This window comes from Pandoraea cepalis, assembly GCF_902459625.1.
Classification (GTDB): domain Bacteria; phylum Pseudomonadota; class Gammaproteobacteria; order Burkholderiales; family Burkholderiaceae; genus Pandoraea; species Pandoraea cepalis.
Genome location: NZ_CABPRY010000023.1, coordinates 1 through 21,411, shown reverse-complemented (window position 1 = coordinate 21,411; position 21,411 = coordinate 1). Strand labels below are relative to the sequence as shown.

Sequence of the window (21,411 nt, the reverse complement as noted above, 5' to 3'; positions counted from 1 at the left end):
CGGGTCAGCGAATGTAGTTCAACCACCGGGGCCGTGATTCTCTAGACGCCAGTGGTACGAAAATATCCGTCAGGTCAAGGTCATGTCGACGGCGACAACGCCTGGCCCTGTCGCGGCAGCGTGGCTTGATGCGCAGGTCGTGTCCACGGCGATAACGCCCAGCGTCGGCGCGCCTGCGTGGCTCGATGTCTAGGTCATGTCGACGGCGACAACGCCTGGCCCTGTCGCGGCAGCGTGGCTTGATGCGCAGGTCGTGTCCACGGCGATAACGCCCAGCGTCGGCGCGCCTGCGTGGCTCGATGTCTAGGTCATGTCGACGGCGACAACGCCTGGCCCTGTCGCGGCAGCGTGGCTTGATGCCCAGATCGTGTCCACGGCGATAGTACGCAGCGCCGGCGCGGCGGCGCGGTTCAATGCCAAGATCGTGTTGCGTCACCGTGACCCATAGGGCGAATCGGCGCCGGGATTTCCGCGTCGTTCGCAGCCCCCTTCGTTCTGCGCCGTAGCGAGTGAAGGCTTGGAGGAAGCGGGGCGTGGGAAAGTCCTCGAATTATCGCCATAAGCTCGTAATTCGGTTTTTTGTTCGCTATCGTGCGGCTATTCCAATTTGCGGCTTAGGTGCCGCGCCGTCGCGGCGCGAGCGCGCGGCGATGTTCCAGAATCCTATTTCACCCTCCAGGTTTCCCCCGGTTGTCGTCATCTCTCTCGTGGACAGCGATGTTCGTCGCGCACACATGATCGAGCAGTTGGCGGCAGCCGACGTCCCCTTTCAATTCTTCGATGCCGAACGTATTAGCGACTATCCGTCGACGTATGACGCTTCCGAACGCCTTCGGATATACGGCAATCATCTGACGCTCGGAGAGGTCGGCTGCTATGACAGTCATTACCGGGTCTGGGAGGCGCTCGCGAACTCCAACGACGATGTCTGGTGCGTCCTGGAAGACGATGTCGAACTGACTCCCGGGTTCTCGCAATGTCTTGCATCGACACTGAGCGTGACGCTCCCCTGGGGCATCATGCGATTGAAGGAGGGGGGCGCGGCAGGGGCATGGCGCGTTGGCCAACTGCCTGGTGGTGGGATTCTGCGCGACCACAGAAAGCAGCCGGGCGGTGCGCATGCCTACCTTATCCGGCGCGCGGCAGCGCTTGTGCTTCTGGCCTATGCCAGGCGCACCATTCACCCCGTCGACGACATGCTCAACCGGAACTGGGAGCATGGCATCAACATGATCTCGATGACGCCGGATATCGTGCTGGATCGAGGCGATGATTTCGGTACCACCATCGTCGGCCGTCATAAGGTCATGCGCAACCCATGGCAGAAACTCAAACGAGAATTCCACCGGGGGCGGGATAGTCTGAGTCGCTATGCCGCCGCCTGGCGTCGACGCTGGTTTGCCCCGGCGCGTCATTGGCATTGAGTCAACGCTTGGCCGCATTGATATCATCAAGCAAATCAACGGCTTGCTGCGGATAGTGAAAATCCGCAGAGCATCAGGCACAAAAACTGCGTATTTAACGCATGGCAGGTGTTGACAAGGCGGGGCGACATCTCCATAATTGCAAATTCTCTGCGGAGGGGTGCCCGAGTGGCTAAAGGGGGCAGACTGTAAATCTGTTGGCTTACGCCTACGTTGGTTCGAATCCAACCTCCTCCACCAGAATGCGGAAGTAATGAGCGCCGGAAATTAAAATCTCCGGCGCTTGTTGCCTGAGGCGAGAGTCAGAATCCAAGCGGGTGTAGCTCAATGGTAGAGCAGAAGCCTTCCAAGCTTACGACGAGGGTTCGATTCCCTTCACCCGCTCCAGGTGACGCGCAGACGCAGTAGAAGTAAAGGATTCGCCCATGTGGCTCAGTGGTAGAGCACTCCCTTGGTAAGGGAGAGGTCGGCAGTTCGATCCTGCCCATGGGCACCAAAGATAGTGTGAAGCGCGGCAATCATCATGCCGAGCAACTTCGGCAAAAGATAACCCCGTTAGGAGTCGGAAATGGCAAAGGAAAAATTCGCGCGGACCAAGCCGCACGTGAACGTTGGCACCATCGGTCACGTTGACCATGGCAAGACCACCCTGACGGCCGCTATCGCAACGGTCCTGTCGTCGAAGTTCGGCGGTCAGGCCAAGAAGTACGACGAAATCGACGCTGCGCCGGAAGAAAAGGCACGCGGTATTACCATCAACACCGCGCACATCGAGTACGAAACGGCGAACCGCCACTACGCACACGTTGACTGCCCGGGCCACGCCGACTACGTCAAGAACATGATTACCGGTGCTGCCCAGATGGACGGCGCCATTCTGGTTTGCTCGGCTGCCGACGGCCCGATGCCGCAAACGCGCGAGCACATCCTGCTGGCTCGTCAGGTTGGTGTGCCGTACATCATCGTGTTCCTGAACAAGTGCGACATGGTCGACGACGCCGAGCTGCTCGAGCTGGTCGAAATGGAAGTTCGCGAACTCCTGTCGAAGTACGACTTCCCGGGCGACGATCTGCCGATCATCAAGGGTTCCGCCAAGCTGGCGCTGGAAGGCGACAAGGGCGAACTCGGTGAAGTTGCGATCATGCAACTGGCTGACGCACTCGACACGTACATCCCGACGCCGGAACGCGCCATCGACAAGGCATTCCTGATGCCGGTGGAAGACGTGTTCTCGATCTCGGGTCGCGGTACCGTGGTGACCGGTCGCGTTGAATCGGGTGTCATCAAGGTCGGCGAAGAAATCGAAATCGTCGGTATCACCCCGACGGTCAAGACGATTTGCACGGGCGTGGAAATGTTCCGCAAGCTGCTCGACCAAGGTCAGGCAGGTGACAACGTCGGTATCCTGCTGCGCGGCACGAAGCGTGAAGAAGTCCAGCGTGGTCAGGTTCTGGCCAAGCCGGGTTCGATCACGCCGCACACGGAATTCACCGGCGAAGTGTACGTGCTGTCGAAGGACGAAGGTGGTCGTCACACCCCGTTCTTCAACAACTATCGTCCGCAGTTCTACTTCCGTACGACGGACGTAACGGGCTCGATCACCCTGCCGGAAGGCAAGGAAATGGTTATGCCTGGCGATAACGTGTCGATCACCGTCAAGTTGATCGCCCCGATCGCCATGACTGAAGGTCTGCGTTTCGCAATCCGCGAAGGTGGTCGTACTGTCGGCGCCGGTGTGGTTGCAAAGATCGTAGCGTAAGCCGGTACCTTAACGGTCCGCGCTTACGGGGTCAGCTTTTGGCGGCTGGCCCCACTGCTGTTTTAGGGGTATAGCTCAACTGGCAGAGCGTCGGTCTCCAAAACCGAAGGTTGGGGGTTCGATTCCCTCTGCCCCTGCCAAACAACTGTCTGCAAGCTGGAAATGGCGAATTCTCCCGTAGAAACTGTACGTACGACTGGCGACAAGCTGCTGCTGGCACTGGCCGGGCTGCTCGTGATTGCTGGTGTCGTGGCCTTCTACGCGCTGGCGCAACAGGCACTGTATGTGCGCGTTGCTGCCATCGTCGTCGTTCTAGCCATCGCAGCAGGTGTTGCATTGGCATCGCAAACCGGCAAAAGCTTCCTGGCTTTTGCCAAGGATGCGTATCGGGAAGTGGGTAAGGTCGTTTGGCCGACCCGTAAAGAGGCCGCTCAAACGACTGCGATCGTCTTCGCGTTCGTCATCGTAATGGCGCTGTATCTCTGGATCAGCGACAAAACGATTGAATGGGCAGTGTTCTCTTTGATTCTTGGCTGGAAGTGATATGTCTGATACCGGGGCTGCACCGAGTAAGAAGCGCTGGTACGTCGTTCATGCGTATTCCGGCATGGAAAAGAGCGTAGCCAAGGCGCTGCGTGAGCGTATTGCGCGTGCCGGCATGGAAGACTTGTTCGGCGAGATTCTTGTCCCGACCGAAGAAGTCGTTGAAATCAAAGGTGGCCACAAGTCGGTCACCGAGCGTCGTTTCTTCCCCGGCTATGTGCTGTGCGAAATGGAAATGACGGATGACACGTGGCACTTGGTGAAGAATACCGCCAAGGTCACCGGTTTTGTCGGCGGTACGGGCAATCGCCCGATTCCGATTCGACAGGCCGAGGTCGACAAGATCATGTCGCAAATCAAGGACGGGGTGGAAAAGCCGCGTCCGAAGACGTTGTTCGAGGTGGGCGAGCTGGTTCGAGTCAAGGAAGGTCCTTTCACGGACTTCAACGGCTCGGTGGAAGAAGTGAACTACGAAAAATCTCGCCTCCGTGTTTCCGTCACCATTTTCGGACGGGCAACTCCGGTAGAACTGGAGTTCGGGCAAGTCGAAAAGATCTAAGAATAAAATGCGCCGGCGCGACGTCCGGCGCGTTTTTGCGTTGGTGACAGCCGTCGCCGAGGAGCGTCAGTAGCCCGTTTTGGTGAACGCGCGCTATGACTCAACCCCGAATATGCGCCACATATTCGTTCCGGAGTAAACCATGGCAAAGAAAATCATCGGCTTTATCAAGCTGCAGATTCCTGCAGGTAAAGCCAACCCGTCGCCCCCCGTGGGCCCGGCCCTCGGTCAGCGTGGCCTGAACATCATGGAGTTCTGCAAGGCGTTCAACGCGCAAACGCAGAGCCTCGAGCCGGGTCTTCCGACCCCGGTGGTGATCACCGCATTTGCGGACAAGAGCTTCACGTTCGTCCTGAAGACCCCGCCGGCAACGGTGCTGATCAAGAAGGCTGCCAACCTGCAAAAGGGTTCGAGCAAGCCGCACACCGACAAGGTGGGCAAGATCACCCGCGCACAAGCGGAAGAAATCGCGAAGACCAAGATGCCTGACCTTACCGCCGCCGATCTGGACGCCGCGGTTCGCACCATCGCTGGCAGCGCACGTTCGATGGGCATCACGGTGGAGGGTCTGTAATGGCTAAGATCTCTAAGCGTCAACAAGCACTGGCCGCCAAGGTCGACCGCAACAAGCTGTACCCGGTCGGCGACGCTCTGGCCCTGGTCAAGGAATGCGCAAGCGCCAAGTTCGACGAGTCGATCGACGTCGCCGTGCAACTGGGCGTGGATGCGAAGAAGTCGGACCAAGTGGTTCGCGGCTCGGTCGTTCTGCCGGCCGGTACCGGTAAGTCGGTTCGCGTGGCTGTGTTCGCTCAAGGCGAAAAGGCCGAGCAAGCCAAGGCTGCCGGCGCTGAAATCGTGGGTATGGAAGACCTGGCCGAGCAAATCAAGGCCGGCAAGATGGACTTCGATATCGTGATCGCTTCGCCGGACACGATGCGCGTCGTCGGTACGCTGGGTCAGATTCTCGGCCCGCGCGGCCTGATGCCGAACCCGAAGGTTGGCACGGTGACCCCGGACGTCGCTACGGCAGTGAAGAACGCCAAGGCCGGTCAGGTGCAATTCCGCGTTGACAAGGGCGGCATTATTCACGCGACCATCGGTCGTGCGTCGTTCGACCCGGCAGCGCTGCGTCAGAACCTGTCGGCCCTGCTGGAAGCCCTGACGAAGTCGAAGCCGGCTTCGAGCAAGGGTGTCTACCTGCGCAAGATCGCCCTGTCGAGCACGATGGGCGTTGGCGTGCGTGTGGATCAGGCCAGCCTGGCTGCCTAAGCCAGACCGTATCGCAATCGCAGGGTGATGGCGTCCCCTGCGACGACTGCGATCCTCAGGATCGACAGTCAGCAGCAAAAGACTTTGGGCGGAAGCGGATTCTTCGGAAATCGCTTCCGGTTATCAAAGACCGTTGGCGGGAATGGGCATGTGTTGACGCTCCCTTAATACGCCAGCCAACGCAGATGGCGAACCCGAACAAGTTATGCAGTCACATCGCCTCACCTGGGCAACCGGGCGTGGCGGTTGAAACTCCAGACATGTCGGTAAGCCGTTAGTGGAACGGCATCACCATGAGGTGATGTCAATTTTGGAGGTTAACCGTGGCACTTAATCTTGATGATAAGAAAGCCGTCGTGGCAGAAGTTTCGGCGCAAGTCGCCGGCGCTTCGACCATCGTTGTGGCTGAATATCGCGGAATCACGGTTGGCGATCTGACGAAGCTTCGCGCCAATGCGCGTCAGCAAGGCGTCTACCTGCGCGTTCTGAAGAACACGCTGGCTCGCCGCGCGGTGGAAAACACCCCGTTTGCTGACCTGGCTGAGCAGATGACCGGTCCTCTGATCTACGGTATCTCGACGGATCCCGTAGCCGCTGCGAAAGTCTTGAACGACTTTTCGAAGGGCAACGACAAGTTGATCTTGAAGGCCGGCTCGTACGACGGCAAGGTGATGGACAAGGCAGGCGTGCAAGCGCTGGCCTCGATCCCGAGCCGCGACGAACTGCTCGCGAAGTTGCTGGGTGTCATGCAAGCGCCGGTTTCCGGCTTTGCTCGCGTCCTGGCTGCCGTGGCCGAGAAGAAGCAAGCAGAAGCTGCTTAATTCTCGTCCCGGTTACACGATCGCTGACTTCGGTCCGAACACAATCTAGGAGTTTTACAAATGGCAATCACGAAAGAAGACATCATCGACGCCGTTGGCGCAATGTCGGTTATGGAACTGAACGACCTGGTCAAGGCGTTCGAAGAGAAGTTTGGCGTGTCGGCTGCTGCCCTGTCGGTGGCTGGCCCCGCGGGTGCTGGCGCTGCTGCTGCAGCCGAAGAGCAAACCGAATTCAACGTCATCCTGGCGGAAGTCGGTGCGAACAAGGTCGGCGTGATCAAGGCCGTTCGCGAAATCACGGGCCTGGGCTTGAAGGAAGCCAAGGACGTGGTTGATGGCGCTCCGAAGGCTGTCAAGGAAGGCGTCGACAAGGCTGCTGCTGACGAAGCCAAGAAGAAGCTGGAAGAAGCCGGCGCCAAGGTCGAAATCAAGTAATTCGGCTCTGCGCGTAGGGAAGGCTGGCGACGAAACGTCGTCAGCCTTTTTGTGCTTTCAGGAGAGCCAAATCCCGAAAGGGGCGCGCGCAACTCGAAAGCCCGCGTGAAAGTGCGCCAAGGGGTTGAAAGCGAAATGATTTCGCCGATGCATCCGTGATTTTCGCCATTTCAAGCGCACGCATTATCGAGGGTACTGACGAAACACAGCAACAGAGAGGACGCGAGGGTAGTACCGAAGAAGTACCGAAGAGGCCAAAGAAAAGATCGCGCCGGGATTCGACCCGTGGCGGTTTTCTCTTTGTCTTCTGAAGCGACTGCAGAAGGCAAGTTTGGTCGGGCGACGGGCAACACAGGCATCCGTCGCCGTCAGCCAGCGGTTGGTAGCGGCCAACCACCAAGCTCGTTGCTCCACGGCAAGCCCGCCGCGGGGGACGTCTGGTCTCAGTCGATGAACACCCGTTGACGATGCCTGCCGTCGTCGCCAGCGTAGTGATTCGGAGATCGTAATGCACTATTCCTTCACCGAGAAGAAACGCATTCGCAAGAGTTTTGCGAAGCGTCCGACCGTGCACAAGGTGCCGTTTTTGCTGGCCACCCAGCTCGCCTCGTACACATCGTTCTTGCAAGCCGAAGCGCTTGCATCGGAGCGGAAGCCGGAGGGTCTGCAAGCAGCCTTCTCCTCCATTTTCCCGATCGTTTCTCACAACGGGTTCGCACGCCTGGAGTTTGTCAGCTATCTGCTCGGCACACCCGCGTTCGATGTCAAGGAATGTCAACAGCGCGGCCTGACTTTTTGCTCGGCCCTGCGCGCCAAGGTTCGTCTGGTGATTCTCGACCGTGAATCGCCGAACAAGCCCGTCGTCAAGGAAGTCAAGGAACAGGAAGTGTACATGGGCGAAATTCCGCTCATGACGTCGACCGGTTCCTTCGTCATCAATGGCACGGAGCGTGTCATCGTCTCGCAGCTGCACCGCTCGCCGGGCGTGTTCTTCGAACACGACAAGGGCAAGACGCACAGCTCGGGCAAACTGCTGTTCTCCGCGCGTATCATCCCCTACCGCGGCTCGTGGCTGGACTTCGAATTCGATCCGAAGGACATCCTGTACTTCCGCGTCGACCGCCGTCGCAAGATGCCGGTCACGATTCTGCTCAAGGCCATCGGCCTGACGCCGGAACAGATCCTCGCGAACTTCTTCGTGTTCGACAACTTCAAGCTGATGCCGGAAGGCGCACAGATGGAGTTCGTGCCGGAGCGTCTGCGCGGTGAAGTGGCTCGCTTCGACATCACGGATCGCGAAGGCAAGGTCATCGTCCAGAAGGACAAGCGCGTCAACGCCAAGCACATCCGCGACCTGGAGAACGCCAACACCAAGTTCATCTCGGTGCCGGAAGACTACCTGCTCGGCCGAGTGCTCGCGAAGAACGTGATCGATGGCGATACCGGCGAAGTGATCGCCAACGCCAACGAAGAAATCACCGAAAGCGTGCTGGTCAAGCTGCGCGAGTCGGACGTGTCTGACATCCAGACGCTGTTCACGAACGATCTGGACCAGGGGTCGTACATCTCGGCCACGCTGCGCATCGACGAAACCGCCGACCGCACGGCCGCGCGTATCGCGATCTACCGCATGATGCGCCCGGGCGAGCCGCCGACCGAAGATGCGGTCGAGGCCCTGTTCAATCGTCTGTTCTACAGCGAAGAAGCGTACGACCTGTCGAAGGTGGGTCGTATGAAGTTCAACCGTCGTGTCGGCCGTGACGAAGTGCTCGGACCGATGACGCTGGGCGACGACGACATTCTCTCGACCATCAAGATCCTCGTGGATCTGCGTAATGGCCGCGGCGAAGTCGACGACATCGACCACTTGGGCAACCGCCGCGTGCGTTGCGTGGGTGAGCTGGCCGAGAACCAGTTCCGCGCCGGTCTGGTGCGTGTCGAGCGGGCTGTGAAGGAACGTCTGGGTCAGGCCGAGTCGGAAAACCTGATGCCGCACGACCTGATCAACAGCAAGCCGATCTCGTCGGCCATTCGCGAGTTCTTCGGTTCGTCGCAGCTCTCGCAGTTCATGGACCAGACCAACCCGTTGTCGGAAATCACGCACAAGCGTCGCGTGTCCGCACTGGGCCCGGGCGGTTTGACGCGCGAGCGTGCCGGCTTCGAAGTGCGCGACGTGCACCCGACCCACTATGGCCGCGTGTGCCCGATTGAAACGCCGGAAGGTCCGAACATTGGTCTGATCAACTCGCTGGCACTGTACGCCCGCCTGAACGAGTATGGCTTCCTCGAGACGCCTTACCGCAAGGTGGAAGACGGCAAGGTCACCGACCAGATCGACTACCTGTCGGCCATTGAAGAAGGTCGCTACGTGATCGCTCAGGCGAACGCGTCGATTGGCGAAAACGGTGAACTGACCGACGAACTGGTGTCGTCGCGTGAAGCCGGCGAAACGCTGATGGTCACGCCGGACCGCATCCAGTACATGGACGTGGCACCGTCGCAGATCGTCTCCGTCGCCGCGTCGCTGATTCCGTTCCTCGAGCACGACGACGCGAACCGCGCGTTGATGGGTTCGAACATGCAGCGCCAGGCCGTGCCTTGCCTGCGTCCGGAAAAAGCGGTGGTCGGTACGGGTATCGAACGTACGGTGGCTGTCGACTCGGGTACGACCGTGCAGGCGTTCCGCGGCGGCGTGGTCGACTACGTCGACGCAGGCCGTGTGGTGATTCGCGTGAACGACGATGAAGCCGTCGCCGGTGAAGTCGGCGTGGACATCTACAACCTGATCAAGTACACGCGTTCGAACCAGAACACCAACATCAACCAGCGCCCGATCGTGGAAGAAGGCGACAAGGTGGCGCGCGGCGATGTGATCGCCGACGGCGCGTCGACCGATCTGGGTGAGTTGGCGCTGGGTCAGAACATGCTGATCGCGTTCATGCCGTGGAACGGCTACAACTTCGAGGATTCGATCCTGATCTCGGAGCGTGTCGTTGCGGAAGACCGTTACACGTCGATCCACATCGAAGAGCTGAACGTGGTCGCTCGCGACACGAAGCTCGGACCTGAGGAAATCACGCGCGACATCTCGAACCTGGCGGAAGTCCAACTCGGCCGTCTGGACGAGTCGGGCATCGTGTACATCGGCGCGGAAGTCGAAGCGGGCGACGTCCTGGTGGGCAAGGTCACGCCGAAGGGCGAAACCCAGCTCACGCCGGAAGAAAAGCTGCTGCGCGCGATCTTCGGCGAGAAGGCATCGGACGTGAAGGACACCTCGCTGCGCGTGCCGTCGGGCATGAGCGGCACCGTCATCGACGTGCAGGTGTTCACGCGTGAAGGCATTCAGCGCGACAAGCGTGCCCAGCAGATCATCGACGATGAACTCAAGGGCTACCGCCTCGACCTGAACGACCAGCTGCGTATCGTGGAAGGCGATGCATTCCAGCGTCTGGAGCGCTTCCTGGTGGGCAAGACGGCCAATGGCGGTCCGAAGAAGCTCGCCAAGGGCACCAAGCTCACGAAGGAATACCTGGCGGATCTGGATCGTTACCACTGGTTCGACATCCGTTTGGCGGAAGACGAAGGTGCGCAACAGCTCGAGCAGATCAAGGAATCGATCGAGCAGAAGCGTCACCAGTTCGACCTCGCCTTCGAAGAGAAGCGCAAGAAACTCACGCAGGGCGACGAACTGCCGCCGGGCGTGCTGAAGATGGTCAAGGTGTACCTGGCGGTCAAGCGTCGTCTGCAGCCTGGCGACAAGATGGCCGGCCGTCACGGTAACAAGGGCGTGGTCTCGAAGATCGTGCCGATCGAGGATATGCCGTACATGGCCGATGGCCGTCCGGCAGACATCGTGCTCAACCCGCTCGGCGTGCCGTCGCGGATGAACGTGGGTCAGATTCTCGAGTCGCACCTCGGCTGGGCAGCGAAGGGTCTGGGCTGGCGGATCGGCGAAATGCTGCAGGCGCACACCAAGGTCCAGGAAGTTCGCAAGTTCCTGACGAAGATCTACAACGAGAGCGGTCAACAAGAAGATATCGACAGCCTGTCGGACGACGAAATCATGTCGCTGGCGCGCAACCTGCAGAACGGCGTGCCGTTCGCAACGCCGGTGTTCGATGGTGCCCATGAAGACGAAATCCGTCGCATGCTGGATCTGGCGTTCCCGGATCACGTCGCGAAGGAACTCGGCATGACGCCGTCGAAGAACCAGGTCACGCTGTTCGACGGCCGTACCGGTGAAGCTTTCGAGCGTCCGGTCACGTGCGGCTTCATGCACATGCTCAAGCTGCACCACTTGGTCGACGACAAGATGCACGCGCGTTCGACCGGTCCGTACTCGCTGGTGACGCAACAGCCGTTGGGCGGTAAGGCCCAGTTCGGTGGTCAGCGCTTCGGTGAAATGGAAGTGTGGGCACTGGAAGCATACGGCGCATCGTATGTGCTGCAGGAAATGCTGACCGTGAAGTCGGATGACGTGACGGGGCGTACGAAGGTGTACGAGAACCTCGTCAAGGGCGATCACGTGATCGATGCCGGCATGCCGGAGTCGTTCAACGTGCTGGTCAAGGAAATCCGTTCGCTCGGTATCGATATCGACCTGGAGCGCAGTTAATTGCGTTCAGGCAACAGGAGAAAGCAATGAAAGCTTTGCTCGATCTATTCAAGCAAGTTCAGCAGGTCGAACAGTTCGACGCGATCAAGATCGGTCTGGCTTCGCCGGACAAGATCCGCTCGTGGTCGTTCGGCGAAGTGAAGAAGCCGGAAACGATCAACTATCGGACATTCAAGCCCGAGCGTGACGGCCTGTTCTGCGCAAAGATCTTCGGTCCGATCAAGGATTACGAGTGCCTTTGCGGCAAGTACAAGCGCCTGAAGCATCGCGGCGTGATCTGCGAGAAGTGCGGCGTGGAAGTCACGCTGGCGAAGGTGCGTCGCGAGCGCATGGGCCACATCGAGCTGGCCTCGCCGGTCGCGCACATCTGGTTCCTGAAGTCGCTGCCGTCGCGTCTGGGCATGGTGCTCGACATGACGCTGCGCGACATCGAACGCGTGCTGTACTTCGAAGCGTATGTGGTTCTCGAACCGGGCATGACGCCGCTCAAGCGGTGCCAGATCATGACCGAAGAGGATTACTACAACAAGGTCGAGGAATACGGCGACGAATTCCGTGCCGAGATGGGCGCGGAAGGCGTGCGCGAGCTGCTGCGCTCGATCGACATCGACCAGCAGGTCGAGCATCTGCGCGCCGAGCTGCAAGCCACGGGCTCGGAAGCGAAGATCAAGAAGTACGCCAAGCGCCTGAAGGTGCTCGAGGCTTTCCAGCGTTCGGGCATCAAGCCCGAGTGGATGGTGCTCGAAGTGCTGCCGGTGCTCCCGCCCGAGCTGCGCCCGTTGGTGCCGCTCGACGGTGGCCGCTTCGCGACCTCGGACCTGAACGATCTGTATCGCCGCGTCATCAACCGTAACAACCGTCTGAAGCGTCTGCTCGAGCTGAAGGCCCCGGACATCATCGTGCGCAACGAAAAGCGCATGCTGCAGGAATCCGTGGACTCGCTGCTCGACAACGGTCGTCGCGGCAAGGCGATGACCGGTGCGAACAAGCGCCCGCTCAAGTCGCTGGCCGACATGATCAAGGGCAAGAGCGGTCGTTTCCGTCAGAACTTGCTGGGTAAGCGGGTCGACTACTCGGGCCGTTCGGTGATTACCGTGGGCCCGACGCTCAAGCTGCATCAGTGCGGTCTGCCGAAGCTGATGGCGCTCGAACTCTTCAAGCCGTTCATCTTCCACAAGCTGGAAGTGTTGGGCGTGGCCACGACCATCAAGGCCGCGAAGAAAGAAGTCGAGAACCAGACGGCGGTGGTGTGGGACATCCTCGAAGATGTGATCCGCGAACACCCGATCATGCTGAACCGCGCACCGACGCTGCACCGCCTGGGGATTCAGGCGTTCGAGCCGGTGCTGATCGAAGGCAAGGCGATCCAGCTTCACCCGCTGGTTTGCGCGGCGTTCAACGCCGACTTCGACGGTGACCAGATGGCCGTTCACGTGCCGCTGTCGCTCGAAGCGCAGATGGAAGCGCGTACCCTGATGCTGGCCTCGAACAACGTGTTGTTCCCGGCCAACGGCGATCCGTCGATCGTGCCGTCGCAGGATATCGTGCTGGGTCTGTACTACGCGACCCGCGACAAGATCAACGGCCGCGGCGAAGGCCTGTCGTTCATCGACGTTTCGGAAGTGCTGCGCGCTTACGATAACAAGGAAGTCGAACTGGCTTCGCGCGTGAACGTGCGTATCACGGAGTACACGGTCGATCCGGAAACGGGCGAGAAGACGCCGAAGATCACGCTGTATCCGACCACGGTCGGCCGCGCGATCCTGTCGGAAATTCTGCCGCCGGGCCTGCCGTTCTCGGTGCTGAACAAGTCGCTCAAGAAGAAGGAAATCTCGAAGCTCATCAACACGGCGTTCCGCCGCTGCGGTCTGCGCGAGACGGTGATCTTCGTCGACAAGCTGATGCAGTCGGGCTTCCGCCTGGCAACGCGTGCCGGTATCTCGATCTGCGTCGACGACATGCTCGTGCCGACGAAGAAGGAAGAGCTGATCGGCGAAGCGTCGAAGAAGGTCAAGGAATACGACCGTCAGTACATGTCGGGTCTGGTCACGGCGCAAGAGCGTTACAACAACGTCGTGGACATCTGGGGTGCGACCGGCGACGCCGTGGGCAAGGCGATGATGGAGCAGCTCTCGAAAGAGAAGACGACCGATCGCGACGGCAATATCGTCGACCAGGAATCGTTCAACTCGATTTACATGATGGCCGACTCCGGTGCTCGCGGTTCGAGCGCCCAGATTCGCCAGCTCGCGGGTATGCGTGGCCTGATGGCCAAGCCGGATGGCTCGATTATCGAGACGCCGATTACCGCGAACTTCCGCGAAGGCCTGAACGTGTTGCAGTACTTCATCTCGACCCACGGTGCACGTAAGGGTCTGGCCGATACGGCACTGAAGACGGCAAACTCGGGTTACCTGACGCGTCGTCTGGTCGACGTGACGCAGGATCTGGTCGTGGTCGAAGACGATTGCGGCACGAGCAACGGCGTTGCGATGAAGGCACTGGTCGAGGGCGGTGAAGTGGTCGAAGCCCTGCGTGACCGTATCCTGGGTCGCGTGGCCGTGGCCGACGTCGTGAATCCGGAAACGCAAGAGACGGTGTACGAATCGGGCACGCTGCTCGACGAAGACGCCGTCGAGATGATCGAAGCGCTGGGTGTCGACGAAGTGCGCGTGCGCACGCCGCTGACCTGCGATACGCGCTTCGGTCTGTGCGCTGCCTGTTACGGCCGTGACCTCGGCCGCGGCTCCCGTGTGAACGTGGGCGAAGCGGTCGGTGTGATCGCTGCGCAGTCGATCGGTGAACCGGGCACGCAGCTCACGATGCGTACGTTCCACATCGGTGGTGCGGCATCGCGTGCGGCCGTGGCCTCGTCGATCGAAGCCAAGTCGAACGGTACGGTTCGCTTCTCGGCGACCATGCGTTACGTGACGAACGGTCGCGGCGAACAGATCGCCATCTCGCGTTCGGGCGAAATCCTGATCACGGACGATCATGGCCGTGAGCGCGAGCGCCACAAGGTGCCGTATGGCGCCACGCTGCTGCATCTGGACGGCGCACAGGTCAAGGCCGGTGCCCAACTGGGGACGTGGGATCCGCTGACGCGCCCGATCATTACCGAACACGGCGGTTACGCCCGGTTCGAGAACGTCGAGGAAGGTGTCACGGTGGCCAAGCAGATCGACGATGTGACGGGTCTGTCCACGCTGGTCGTGATCGATCCGAAGCGTCGTGGTCCGGCGTCGAAGAACGTGCGTCCGCAGGTCAAGCTGCTCGACGAACATGGTGTGGAAGTGAAGATCCCGGGGACCGATCACGCAGTGACGATCGGCTTCCAGGTGGGCGCACTGATCACCATCAAGGACGGTCAGCAAGTACCGGTGGGTGAAGTGCTCGCACGTATCCCGACAGAAGCGCAGAAGACTCGCGATATTACCGGGGGTCTGCCGCGTGTGGCCGAACTGTTCGAAGCGCGCGCACCGAAGGACGCCGGCATTCTGGCCGAAGTCACCGGTACCACGTCGTTCGGCAAGGACACGAAGGGCAAGCAGCGTCTGGTCATTACCGATCTCGACGGCAACCAGCACGAGTTCCTGATTCCGAAGGAAAAGCAGGTGCTGGTGCACGACGGCCAGGTGGTGAACAAGGGCGAAATGATCGTGGACGGTCCGGCCGACCCGCACGACATCCTGCGTCTGCAGGGTATCGAAGCGCTGGCGCGTTACATCGTCGACGAAGTGCAGGACGTGTACCGCTTGCAGGGTGTGAAGATCAACGACAAGCACATCGAGGTGATCGTTCGCCAGATGCTGCGTCGTGTGCAGATCACCGACAACGGCGATACGCGCTTCATCATCGGCGAACAGGTCGAGCGCTCGGACATGCTGTACGAGAACGACGCCATGAACGCCGCGGACAAGCGTCCGGCGCAGTACGAGAACGTGCTGCTGGGGATTACGAAGGCGTCGCTGTCGACGGATTCGTTCATCTCGGCAGCCTCGTTCCAGGAAACGACGCGCGTGTTGACCGAAGCCGCGATCATGGGCAAGAAGGACGACCTGCGTGGCCTGAAGGAAAACGTCATCGTCGGCCGTCTGATCCCGGCAGGTACGGGTCTGGCGTATCACAAGGCCCGCAAGGCCCGTGAGACGTCGGATCGCGAGCGTCACGACCAGATCGCTCTGGAAGAGGCGTTTGCACCGATGCCAAGCTCGGTGGAAGAGCCTACGGCGGAGTAAAGCGCCATTACCGACGCACTGGCAGCGTTGGTAGTTTGATCAACGGCACCCGTCACTTGATAGGTGCCGTTTTTTTTGAGCAGATCTCGAGCGCCTCATCCGCAATGCAAAACGGACTGAATGCATGGGTTTGCTCGACTCGGGAACCGTTATAATTTGCATCCCCTAGCCTCGATTGAGAGATGGGGGGCACATAGCGCCGCAACAGTGCGCGCTGTTGGACAAGCTCATATTGCCGCAACTCCCCTCATTGGCGATTGGCCAAGGGCACTGTATGCAGGGCTCCGCAGGGTGAGTCCAGGGAACCTTGGGGCGTAGATGAACCGAATACATTTTGCATCAATGCCACCACTGATGCTGGCGCACAGAGCCGGTTGCCAGTTCAGATAGCGTTCGGACCGACTGTATTTGCCGTCTCGAACGAAAGTTTCTTTCGAATCTATGCGGGCGAATCATATTTGGAGCAGGTGACCTATCTGCAGGGTGCTGCTTCTGAAGACATATTCGCCGTACGCTTGAAGTGAATCGTGCCAAAAATTTTCCATCGACTGGCTTTATTCAGAGGCACTTTTGCTGTCCTCATTCTTACATCCTGCATTCAGGGGGGCGGGCTCGTTTCCCAGTTTCTGACGGCGTTTTACCTGAGCTCGTCTGAAGTCGGCGTAATTCGGGCCGTGGAGAGCATACTGGCGATCCTGGTGCTGGGAGCGTCGGTCGGAACCCCTACGTTGGCGATTCGAGAGTCGGCGGCCGCAACTAGTCTCAACGAGCGGGCGTATCTTCTACGACGTCTTCTCGTAATGGAGATGATGGTCGGGGTAATCGCTTTTGTTGGGCTCTTGGCTTTCCATCGCCTTGTGTTGAGTAACGCCATCATCGGGTATGCGTCATTGATTGCTGGCATCGCGGTCCTCACGAACAGTGTTCGAGTGCTTGCAGGTTTTGTGCAAGGCACACAAACGGCACCTTCGGTCTCGGTGATTCTAATCGCGTCCACGTTTGGCTCTGTCTGCGTCGTAACGGGCGTCGCACATGCCTACTCGATAAGCGGATGGATTGCGGGACGATATTTGGGGGAGATGATAGTTCTTTCGGCACTGGTGTGGCACTTGCGAGGATATCTGTTCCGACGTCCGATCCTGGTCAACCAGAGTCTGCCGAGCCTGACCTTGATTTCTCTTGGCGTGTCGGCCAATGTCGCGCAATTCGTTCGATTACTGTGTGACAACCTGCCGATTTTGGGGATGACTGCAGCGAAAGTTAAGACTGACCAAATCGGCCATTTCGGGCTCGCTACATTGGTTCTGATGGGACCGACGCTCATTTTTGCGGTCATAGCGCAGGTGGAGTTGCCGCAAATTGTTTTAGTCCGCACTGAACACGGAGCCGTAGCTAGGCGGATGCGTCGCCTTATGCGATCACTATTGCGTTCGGCACTGCTTTTTTCGGGGATTTTCATCGTCATTGGTGTATTTAACCGTCTAATTTTTCATTTCCCAATTGGCGACACACTTGATCTGCTGATAGTGTTGTCAATGGCTTTGCCGCTTAGGGTCACCTCATTGGCGATAGGAACAGTTTTGATGGCGCTACGCCAGTATAAGCTGTCCGTCTATATCAATTCAGTAGAGGCCGTCTTGACAGCGCCGATAGCATATTATTTGGCGAAGCAATTTGGGGCGAAAGGTGCGGCCATTGCATTTTTTTTGGGAAGCGTTCTCTCGCTCGCGTTGCACGCGGGCGTACTTCGTGCTTCGAGATTGTTAAGTTCAAATGAATCGTAGTGCAAAGCAAATGAGCAAAGTATATGAATTGTCTAGATTGCCAAAGTAGAGGGATAAAATGTTGAATTGGTTGCTCGCAACATTTCCAATATTTGAGGTTGTTGGGCGTAATTTCTATTGGCGAAATGCCGCTGCTCGTCGTGTGGCTCAACGCATCTTTTCAAAACGAAAGACGCAAAGTGTAACGATCGAGCACGAGTCGACTGCGGATGCGAATGCTTTTTTTTCAGCGATCGCCGCGCAGGGGGTGGGGGAAGGGGACATCGTCATCGTGCATTCCAGCTTCGGCCCGTTGAAGCGCTTCGGGCTTACCCCCATGGAGTTCAATGAGCGATTACTTCGCTTGGTTGGTGAGACGGGGACTCTCGTCATGCCCGCGATCCCGGTTTATCGCGAATCGCCGCCTAGCGAGGAGCGATTCGATGAGGCAAAGTTTTCCAAGCCATTTATTTATGACGTTCGGAAGGCGCGTATTTGGACGGGAGCATTGCCTCAGGCCCTGATATCAATGAAGGGGGCGCGGCGAAGTCGACATCCCCTGAACTCGGTGGTGGCCTTGGGGGCACACGCGAACAAAATGCTCGCGGACGAACTCGATTCGACAGAGAAGTATCCTTGCGGTGTCGGCACGGCATGGGCGTACTGCTACCGGCACAACGCGAAGATTCTGATGCTCGGTGTGGGGGTTGTGCACAGTTTGACCATGATCCATGTCGCGGAGGATATGTTTCCCGAGCGTTGGCCAATAGGGAACTGGTATAGGCAGAGGCAGTTCCGAGTAATTGATCGCGACTACGACGAGATTATTACTGTCGGTGAGCGGCGGCCGGAGTGGGCACTGTTCTATGCGGAACGGCGGTTTGAGAGAGATCTGTATCGCGACAAGATCGTCAAGGAGAGCGTAGTTGAGGATATTCCGATACGAGTTCTGGAGAGCGCATCGCTAGTCGACTACCTTAACAGCCGCAAACATTCAGGATACCCATACCTGATACCGTCTTGGCTAAAATGATGGTGTGTCCAAACATTAATTTTGAAGAGCCCTATGTGGAAACTTGTCCGTACGGTAAAGGGATACCGGCCGTTGGCGTATGCTCGTAACATACTCATCGCATCTCGTGGAAGGACGCTGTACATGGCCGATTCAGGCTTGGTGCGGTTTAAGAAGATCTGTAAATTGCCCGCGTCTGGAAACGCAGACCGATTACCTCGGCTTCGCATTCTAGAGCGTGTGTTGCGCTTAGGGATTTCATCGTTCATATTTTTGGATGAGGAAATCGGACTTGCCGTGCGCAAAGGTGAAATATGGCGAGTGAACGTTCGAACTGGGGAGGTTGTTCTTGAGATGCGAATCCCGGGGGGCAAGGCGGTATTGGCGTTGTCCACTGTCACGGATCATCGCCGGAAGACTAGTACTGTCATGTTTGGCGAGTATTTCGAGAACACCCAACTGGATGAGGTGAATCTCTGGGGCCGCCCTGCAGAGGGGATCGGAGAGTGGAATATCATAGGCACGTTCCCTCGAAACACTATCAATCACGTTCACTCGATTGTGCCCGCCCCCGAGCGCAACGGTGCGCTTGTGCTAACCGGTGATTTCGATCAGGCAGCTGGCATCTGGTTCTATTCGCCTGAAAGTGGCGCACTTACTCCAGTGCTGGTTGGGTCTCAGGCCTATCGCGCCGCTTGGTTGCGCAAGCAAGGGGATGACTACGTATTTGCGACTGACTCACAGCTTTCGCAGAATTACGTCAGCAAACTACGGTTCTCCGCGAATGCGGCAAATGTTGAGGTGTTGAAGGGGATTGAGGGATCGTCGATCTATGTTGGGATGGGGGAGGATATAACGTACTTTTCCAGCACGGTTGAGCCCGGTGCGCCAACAAAAAACACGGTCATAGATTATCTGTCGAATCGTCCAGGGCCAGGTATTCTTTCTACAAACGCGCATATTTATGCGATGACGAATACGGATGATGTCGAGTCGATATTTCATGCAAAAGCCGACATGCTTCCGCTCCGGCTTGCGCAATTTGGCACCTTTATTTTTCCATCGGGACTATTGCCGGACGGGGTGTGCTATGCCTACGGTCAGGCGCTTCGAAAATATGATGATTGCTGCATGATGTTCAGAAGATTCTGATTTTAATCGGAATGCGAAAAACTGAGCGGCGAGTTGATGGCTTATAAAGCAACATATAAATTTTTCAAGCCTTTTCTTGAAATGGAAGCATATCTGCGGCGCAGCGTCCCCTATCGCACAATTTATGAAGAAAAAAATTGATCCTTTCTCACCACTGTCGCTGCTCGTCGCGTTCGTCGCCGCAGGTGTTATTCTGCCGATTTGGCCTTTTTTGGAGGGCGAGGACGGATTCAGTATTGCCTGGCCGTATTTTTTTGACGACAAGGAAGCTGCGGTTTTGCTGGCGCTATTGGCGTATGGACTGGCATTAATATCATTTTGGTTTGTCTATCGAATTGTAATTGGGCGAAGGCAATCAAAGTTTGGAAATTCAGCGCGTAAGTTATATTCGAGGCTCCTGTTGCGTAAAGCAGGGCACGTTCCCCGATCGTTTTTCGTTTTTATAGGATTCAGTCTTCTTAGTGTTGCCGCTACAATCATACTGCTTGGGGGGGTCAGCGAGTTTCTGCATGCAGGGGGGGACCGTATTCGCGCCTTTGCGGGTCTGAATTTTGTCGTCCTTTTTCAGAATACGTTAGTAAGCGTTGGCGTGGCGTGGATGCTGCTCTTGACCCACGAGAAGTGGAGTTGGCGTAGATTGGCAGTTTGGGGTTTTTGTATATACGTCATTTTCTCCATTTTTATCGTCGCCCTGCAAGGGGCTAAATCTGCAATATTCGTTTATGTGGTCGCTCTTGCTGTAGTGCGGCACTACCGTATTAAGCGGTTCGCGGGGGGGAAGCTTCTTGTAATGGGGCTTGTTATGTACATTCTGCTGATGCTCTACCACTTGGTCAAACAGGAGTATTTGGTGGTGGGTCATTTCGTATCGATACAGCCGGATAACGTACTCGGATCTCTCATCAAATTTATGGTTCTCCAGTTCACCGGGAATTTGATGGAACTGCAGACCATGGCCGTTCTTATAGATGGGATGCCACGAACGTTGGATTATCAATATGGCGCAACCTTGGCCATGGTCTTCTTGATCTGGTTGCCGTCGTTACTGTTTCCAGCAAAGCCGCCGACGGCACCAGGAGTGTTTACGCTCGCTTTCTGGCCAAATAAGTGGATATTGGAAGCCACTACTATGCCGCCGGGCTATTTTGGCGAAATGTACATGAATTTCGGGTGGGTCGGGATCGTGCTAGGTGGGATCTTGGCCGGTGTTGTATATGGACGATCATTTCGTAAGATCCGCGACAATCCAGAATGCGATCTTTCGTTAGGGCGTCATGCGTTGCTTGTTGCGCTCATTCTCCATTACTTTCGCGGAGAACTAGCGTCGGTCACGGTCTTGTTCTTCTCCATCTATGTGCCGTTCTGGCTGATTATGCGGCTGTCAGCTCGACGCAAGGTCGGTGCGGTGCCCCCCGGTGTGCCGGCGCCGACGTCGAACTGATACTTTCTCCGTACCACCGATTGTAATGACCCACTGAAAACCTGCTCAGGTGTTAGCCTTCGAGGACAAATGAATCGCCCCGGCTTTCGAGGAGGCCGGTTGGTTTAAGTTAATGCAGGCGCTTCAGCAGTATTTCTGAGTTGCCCGTAGTAGTCTGCCTCAGCCTCGGCTGGCGGGATATAGCCCAGCGGTTCCATCAGCCGATGATGGTTGTACCAAGCGACCCATTCCAGAGTTGCAAGCTCGACGGATTCCCTTGTTTTCCAAGGCGCGCGCCGGTGAATCAGTTCCGTTTTGTACAGGTGACCTGACGGATATTTTCGTACCACTGGCGTCTAGAGAATCACGGCCCCGGTGGTTGAACTACATTCGCTGACCCG

Annotated in this window: 14 protein-coding genes, 4 tRNA genes and 1 pseudogene; 18 read left to right on the top strand and 1 reads right to left on the bottom strand. The window is 57.8% G+C overall.

Annotated features, from left to right (window positions below; translation table 11 throughout):
• The first annotated feature begins 533 nt into the window (after positions 1-533).
• The 18 genes from PCE31107_RS23130 to PCE31107_RS23045 all read left to right on the top strand — a co-directional run bounded on the left by PCE31107_RS23130 (position 534) and on the right by PCE31107_RS23045 (position 21,031).
• Positions 534-1,424, top strand: coding sequence for a glycosyltransferase family 25 protein (locus PCE31107_RS23130; RefSeq protein WP_150610780.1), 891 nt, complete (start codon positions 534-536; stop codon positions 1,422-1,424).
• A gap of 154 nt (positions 1,425-1,578) precedes the next feature.
• Positions 1,579-1,664 (top strand) — tRNA-Tyr (locus PCE31107_RS23125).
• 73 nt (positions 1,665-1,737) lie between these two features.
• A tRNA-Gly gene (locus PCE31107_RS23120) sits at positions 1,738-1,811 on the top strand.
• A 34-nt stretch (positions 1,812-1,845) separates the two neighbouring features.
• Positions 1,846-1,920: transfer RNA gene (locus PCE31107_RS23115), tRNA-Thr, on the top strand.
• Positions 1,921-1,992: 72 nt separating this feature from the next.
• Positions 1,993-3,183: an elongation factor Tu gene (tuf, locus tag PCE31107_RS23110; RefSeq protein ID WP_150610779.1), complete on the top strand. Its 1,191-nt coding sequence runs from the start codon at positions 1,993-1,995 to the stop codon at positions 3,181-3,183.
• Between the two features lie 64 nt (positions 3,184-3,247).
• Positions 3,248-3,323 (top strand) — tRNA-Trp (locus PCE31107_RS23105).
• Between the two features lie 22 nt (positions 3,324-3,345).
• A complete protein-coding gene (gene secE / locus PCE31107_RS23100) occupies positions 3,346-3,726 on the top strand; it encodes a preprotein translocase subunit SecE (RefSeq protein ID WP_150610778.1) in 381 nt (126 codons plus the stop codon).
• A gap of 1 nt (position 3,727) precedes the next feature.
• Positions 3,728-4,285 carry a transcription termination/antitermination protein NusG gene (gene nusG, locus PCE31107_RS23095; protein ID WP_026131673.1) on the top strand — a complete coding sequence of 186 codons (558 nt, stop codon included), beginning with the start codon at positions 3,728-3,730 and terminating at the stop codon, positions 4,283-4,285.
• Positions 4,286-4,427: 142 nt separating this feature from the next.
• On the top strand, positions 4,428-4,859 hold the full coding sequence (gene rplK / locus PCE31107_RS23090) for a 50S ribosomal protein L11 (RefSeq protein ID WP_017232378.1): 432 nt from the start codon (positions 4,428-4,430) through the stop codon (positions 4,857-4,859).
• Positions 4,859-5,554: a 50S ribosomal protein L1 gene (gene rplA, locus PCE31107_RS23085; RefSeq protein WP_017232377.1), complete on the top strand. Its 696-nt coding sequence runs from the start codon at positions 4,859-4,861 to the stop codon at positions 5,552-5,554. Before rplK ends, rplA begins: the two co-directional genes overlap by 1 nt.
• A 323-nt stretch (positions 5,555-5,877) precedes the next feature.
• Positions 5,878-6,375: a 50S ribosomal protein L10 gene (rplJ, locus tag PCE31107_RS23080; RefSeq protein WP_010804162.1), complete on the top strand. Its 498-nt coding sequence runs from the start codon at positions 5,878-5,880 to the stop codon at positions 6,373-6,375.
• A 60-nt stretch (positions 6,376-6,435) separates the two neighbouring features.
• Positions 6,436-6,810 carry a 50S ribosomal protein L7/L12 gene (gene rplL / locus PCE31107_RS23075; RefSeq protein ID WP_017232376.1) on the top strand — a complete coding sequence of 125 codons (375 nt, stop codon included), beginning with the start codon at positions 6,436-6,438 and terminating at the stop codon, positions 6,808-6,810.
• 508 nt (positions 6,811-7,318) lie between these two features.
• Positions 7,319-11,425: a DNA-directed RNA polymerase subunit beta gene (gene rpoB / locus PCE31107_RS23070; protein WP_130027444.1), complete on the top strand. Its 4,107-nt coding sequence runs from the start codon at positions 7,319-7,321 to the stop codon at positions 11,423-11,425.
• 26 nt (positions 11,426-11,451) lie between these two features.
• Positions 11,452-15,663: a DNA-directed RNA polymerase subunit beta' gene (gene rpoC, locus PCE31107_RS23065; protein ID WP_017232374.1), complete on the top strand. Its 4,212-nt coding sequence runs from the start codon at positions 11,452-11,454 to the stop codon at positions 15,661-15,663.
• A 527-nt stretch (positions 15,664-16,190) separates the two neighbouring features.
• Positions 16,191-17,447 carry a lipopolysaccharide biosynthesis protein gene (locus tag PCE31107_RS23060; protein WP_150610777.1) on the top strand — a complete coding sequence of 419 codons (1,257 nt, stop codon included), beginning with the start codon at positions 16,191-16,193 and terminating at the stop codon, positions 17,445-17,447.
• Positions 17,448-17,505: 58 nt separating this feature from the next.
• The gene (locus PCE31107_RS23055; RefSeq protein WP_150610776.1) at positions 17,506-18,459 is read left to right on the top strand and encodes an AAC(3) family N-acetyltransferase; all 954 of its coding nucleotides are present in this window, start codon (positions 17,506-17,508) and stop codon (positions 18,457-18,459) included.
• Between the two features lie 123 nt (positions 18,460-18,582).
• Entirely contained in the window at positions 18,583-19,590 is a 1,008-nt protein-coding gene (locus tag PCE31107_RS23050) for a hypothetical protein (protein ID WP_150610775.1), read from the top strand.
• A gap of 124 nt (positions 19,591-19,714) precedes the next feature.
• Positions 19,715-21,031 (top strand): O-antigen polymerase, encoded by a 1,317-nt coding sequence (locus PCE31107_RS23045; protein WP_150610774.1) that lies wholly within the window; start codon positions 19,715-19,717, stop codon positions 21,029-21,031.
• A 104-nt stretch (positions 21,032-21,135) separates the two neighbouring features.
• Here the strand turns inward: PCE31107_RS23045 and PCE31107_RS23040 are convergent.
• Positions 21,136-21,333 (bottom strand): annotated as a pseudogene (locus PCE31107_RS23040) (IS3 family transposase); the annotation flags it as partial.
• Positions 21,334-21,411: the final 78 nt, after the last annotated feature.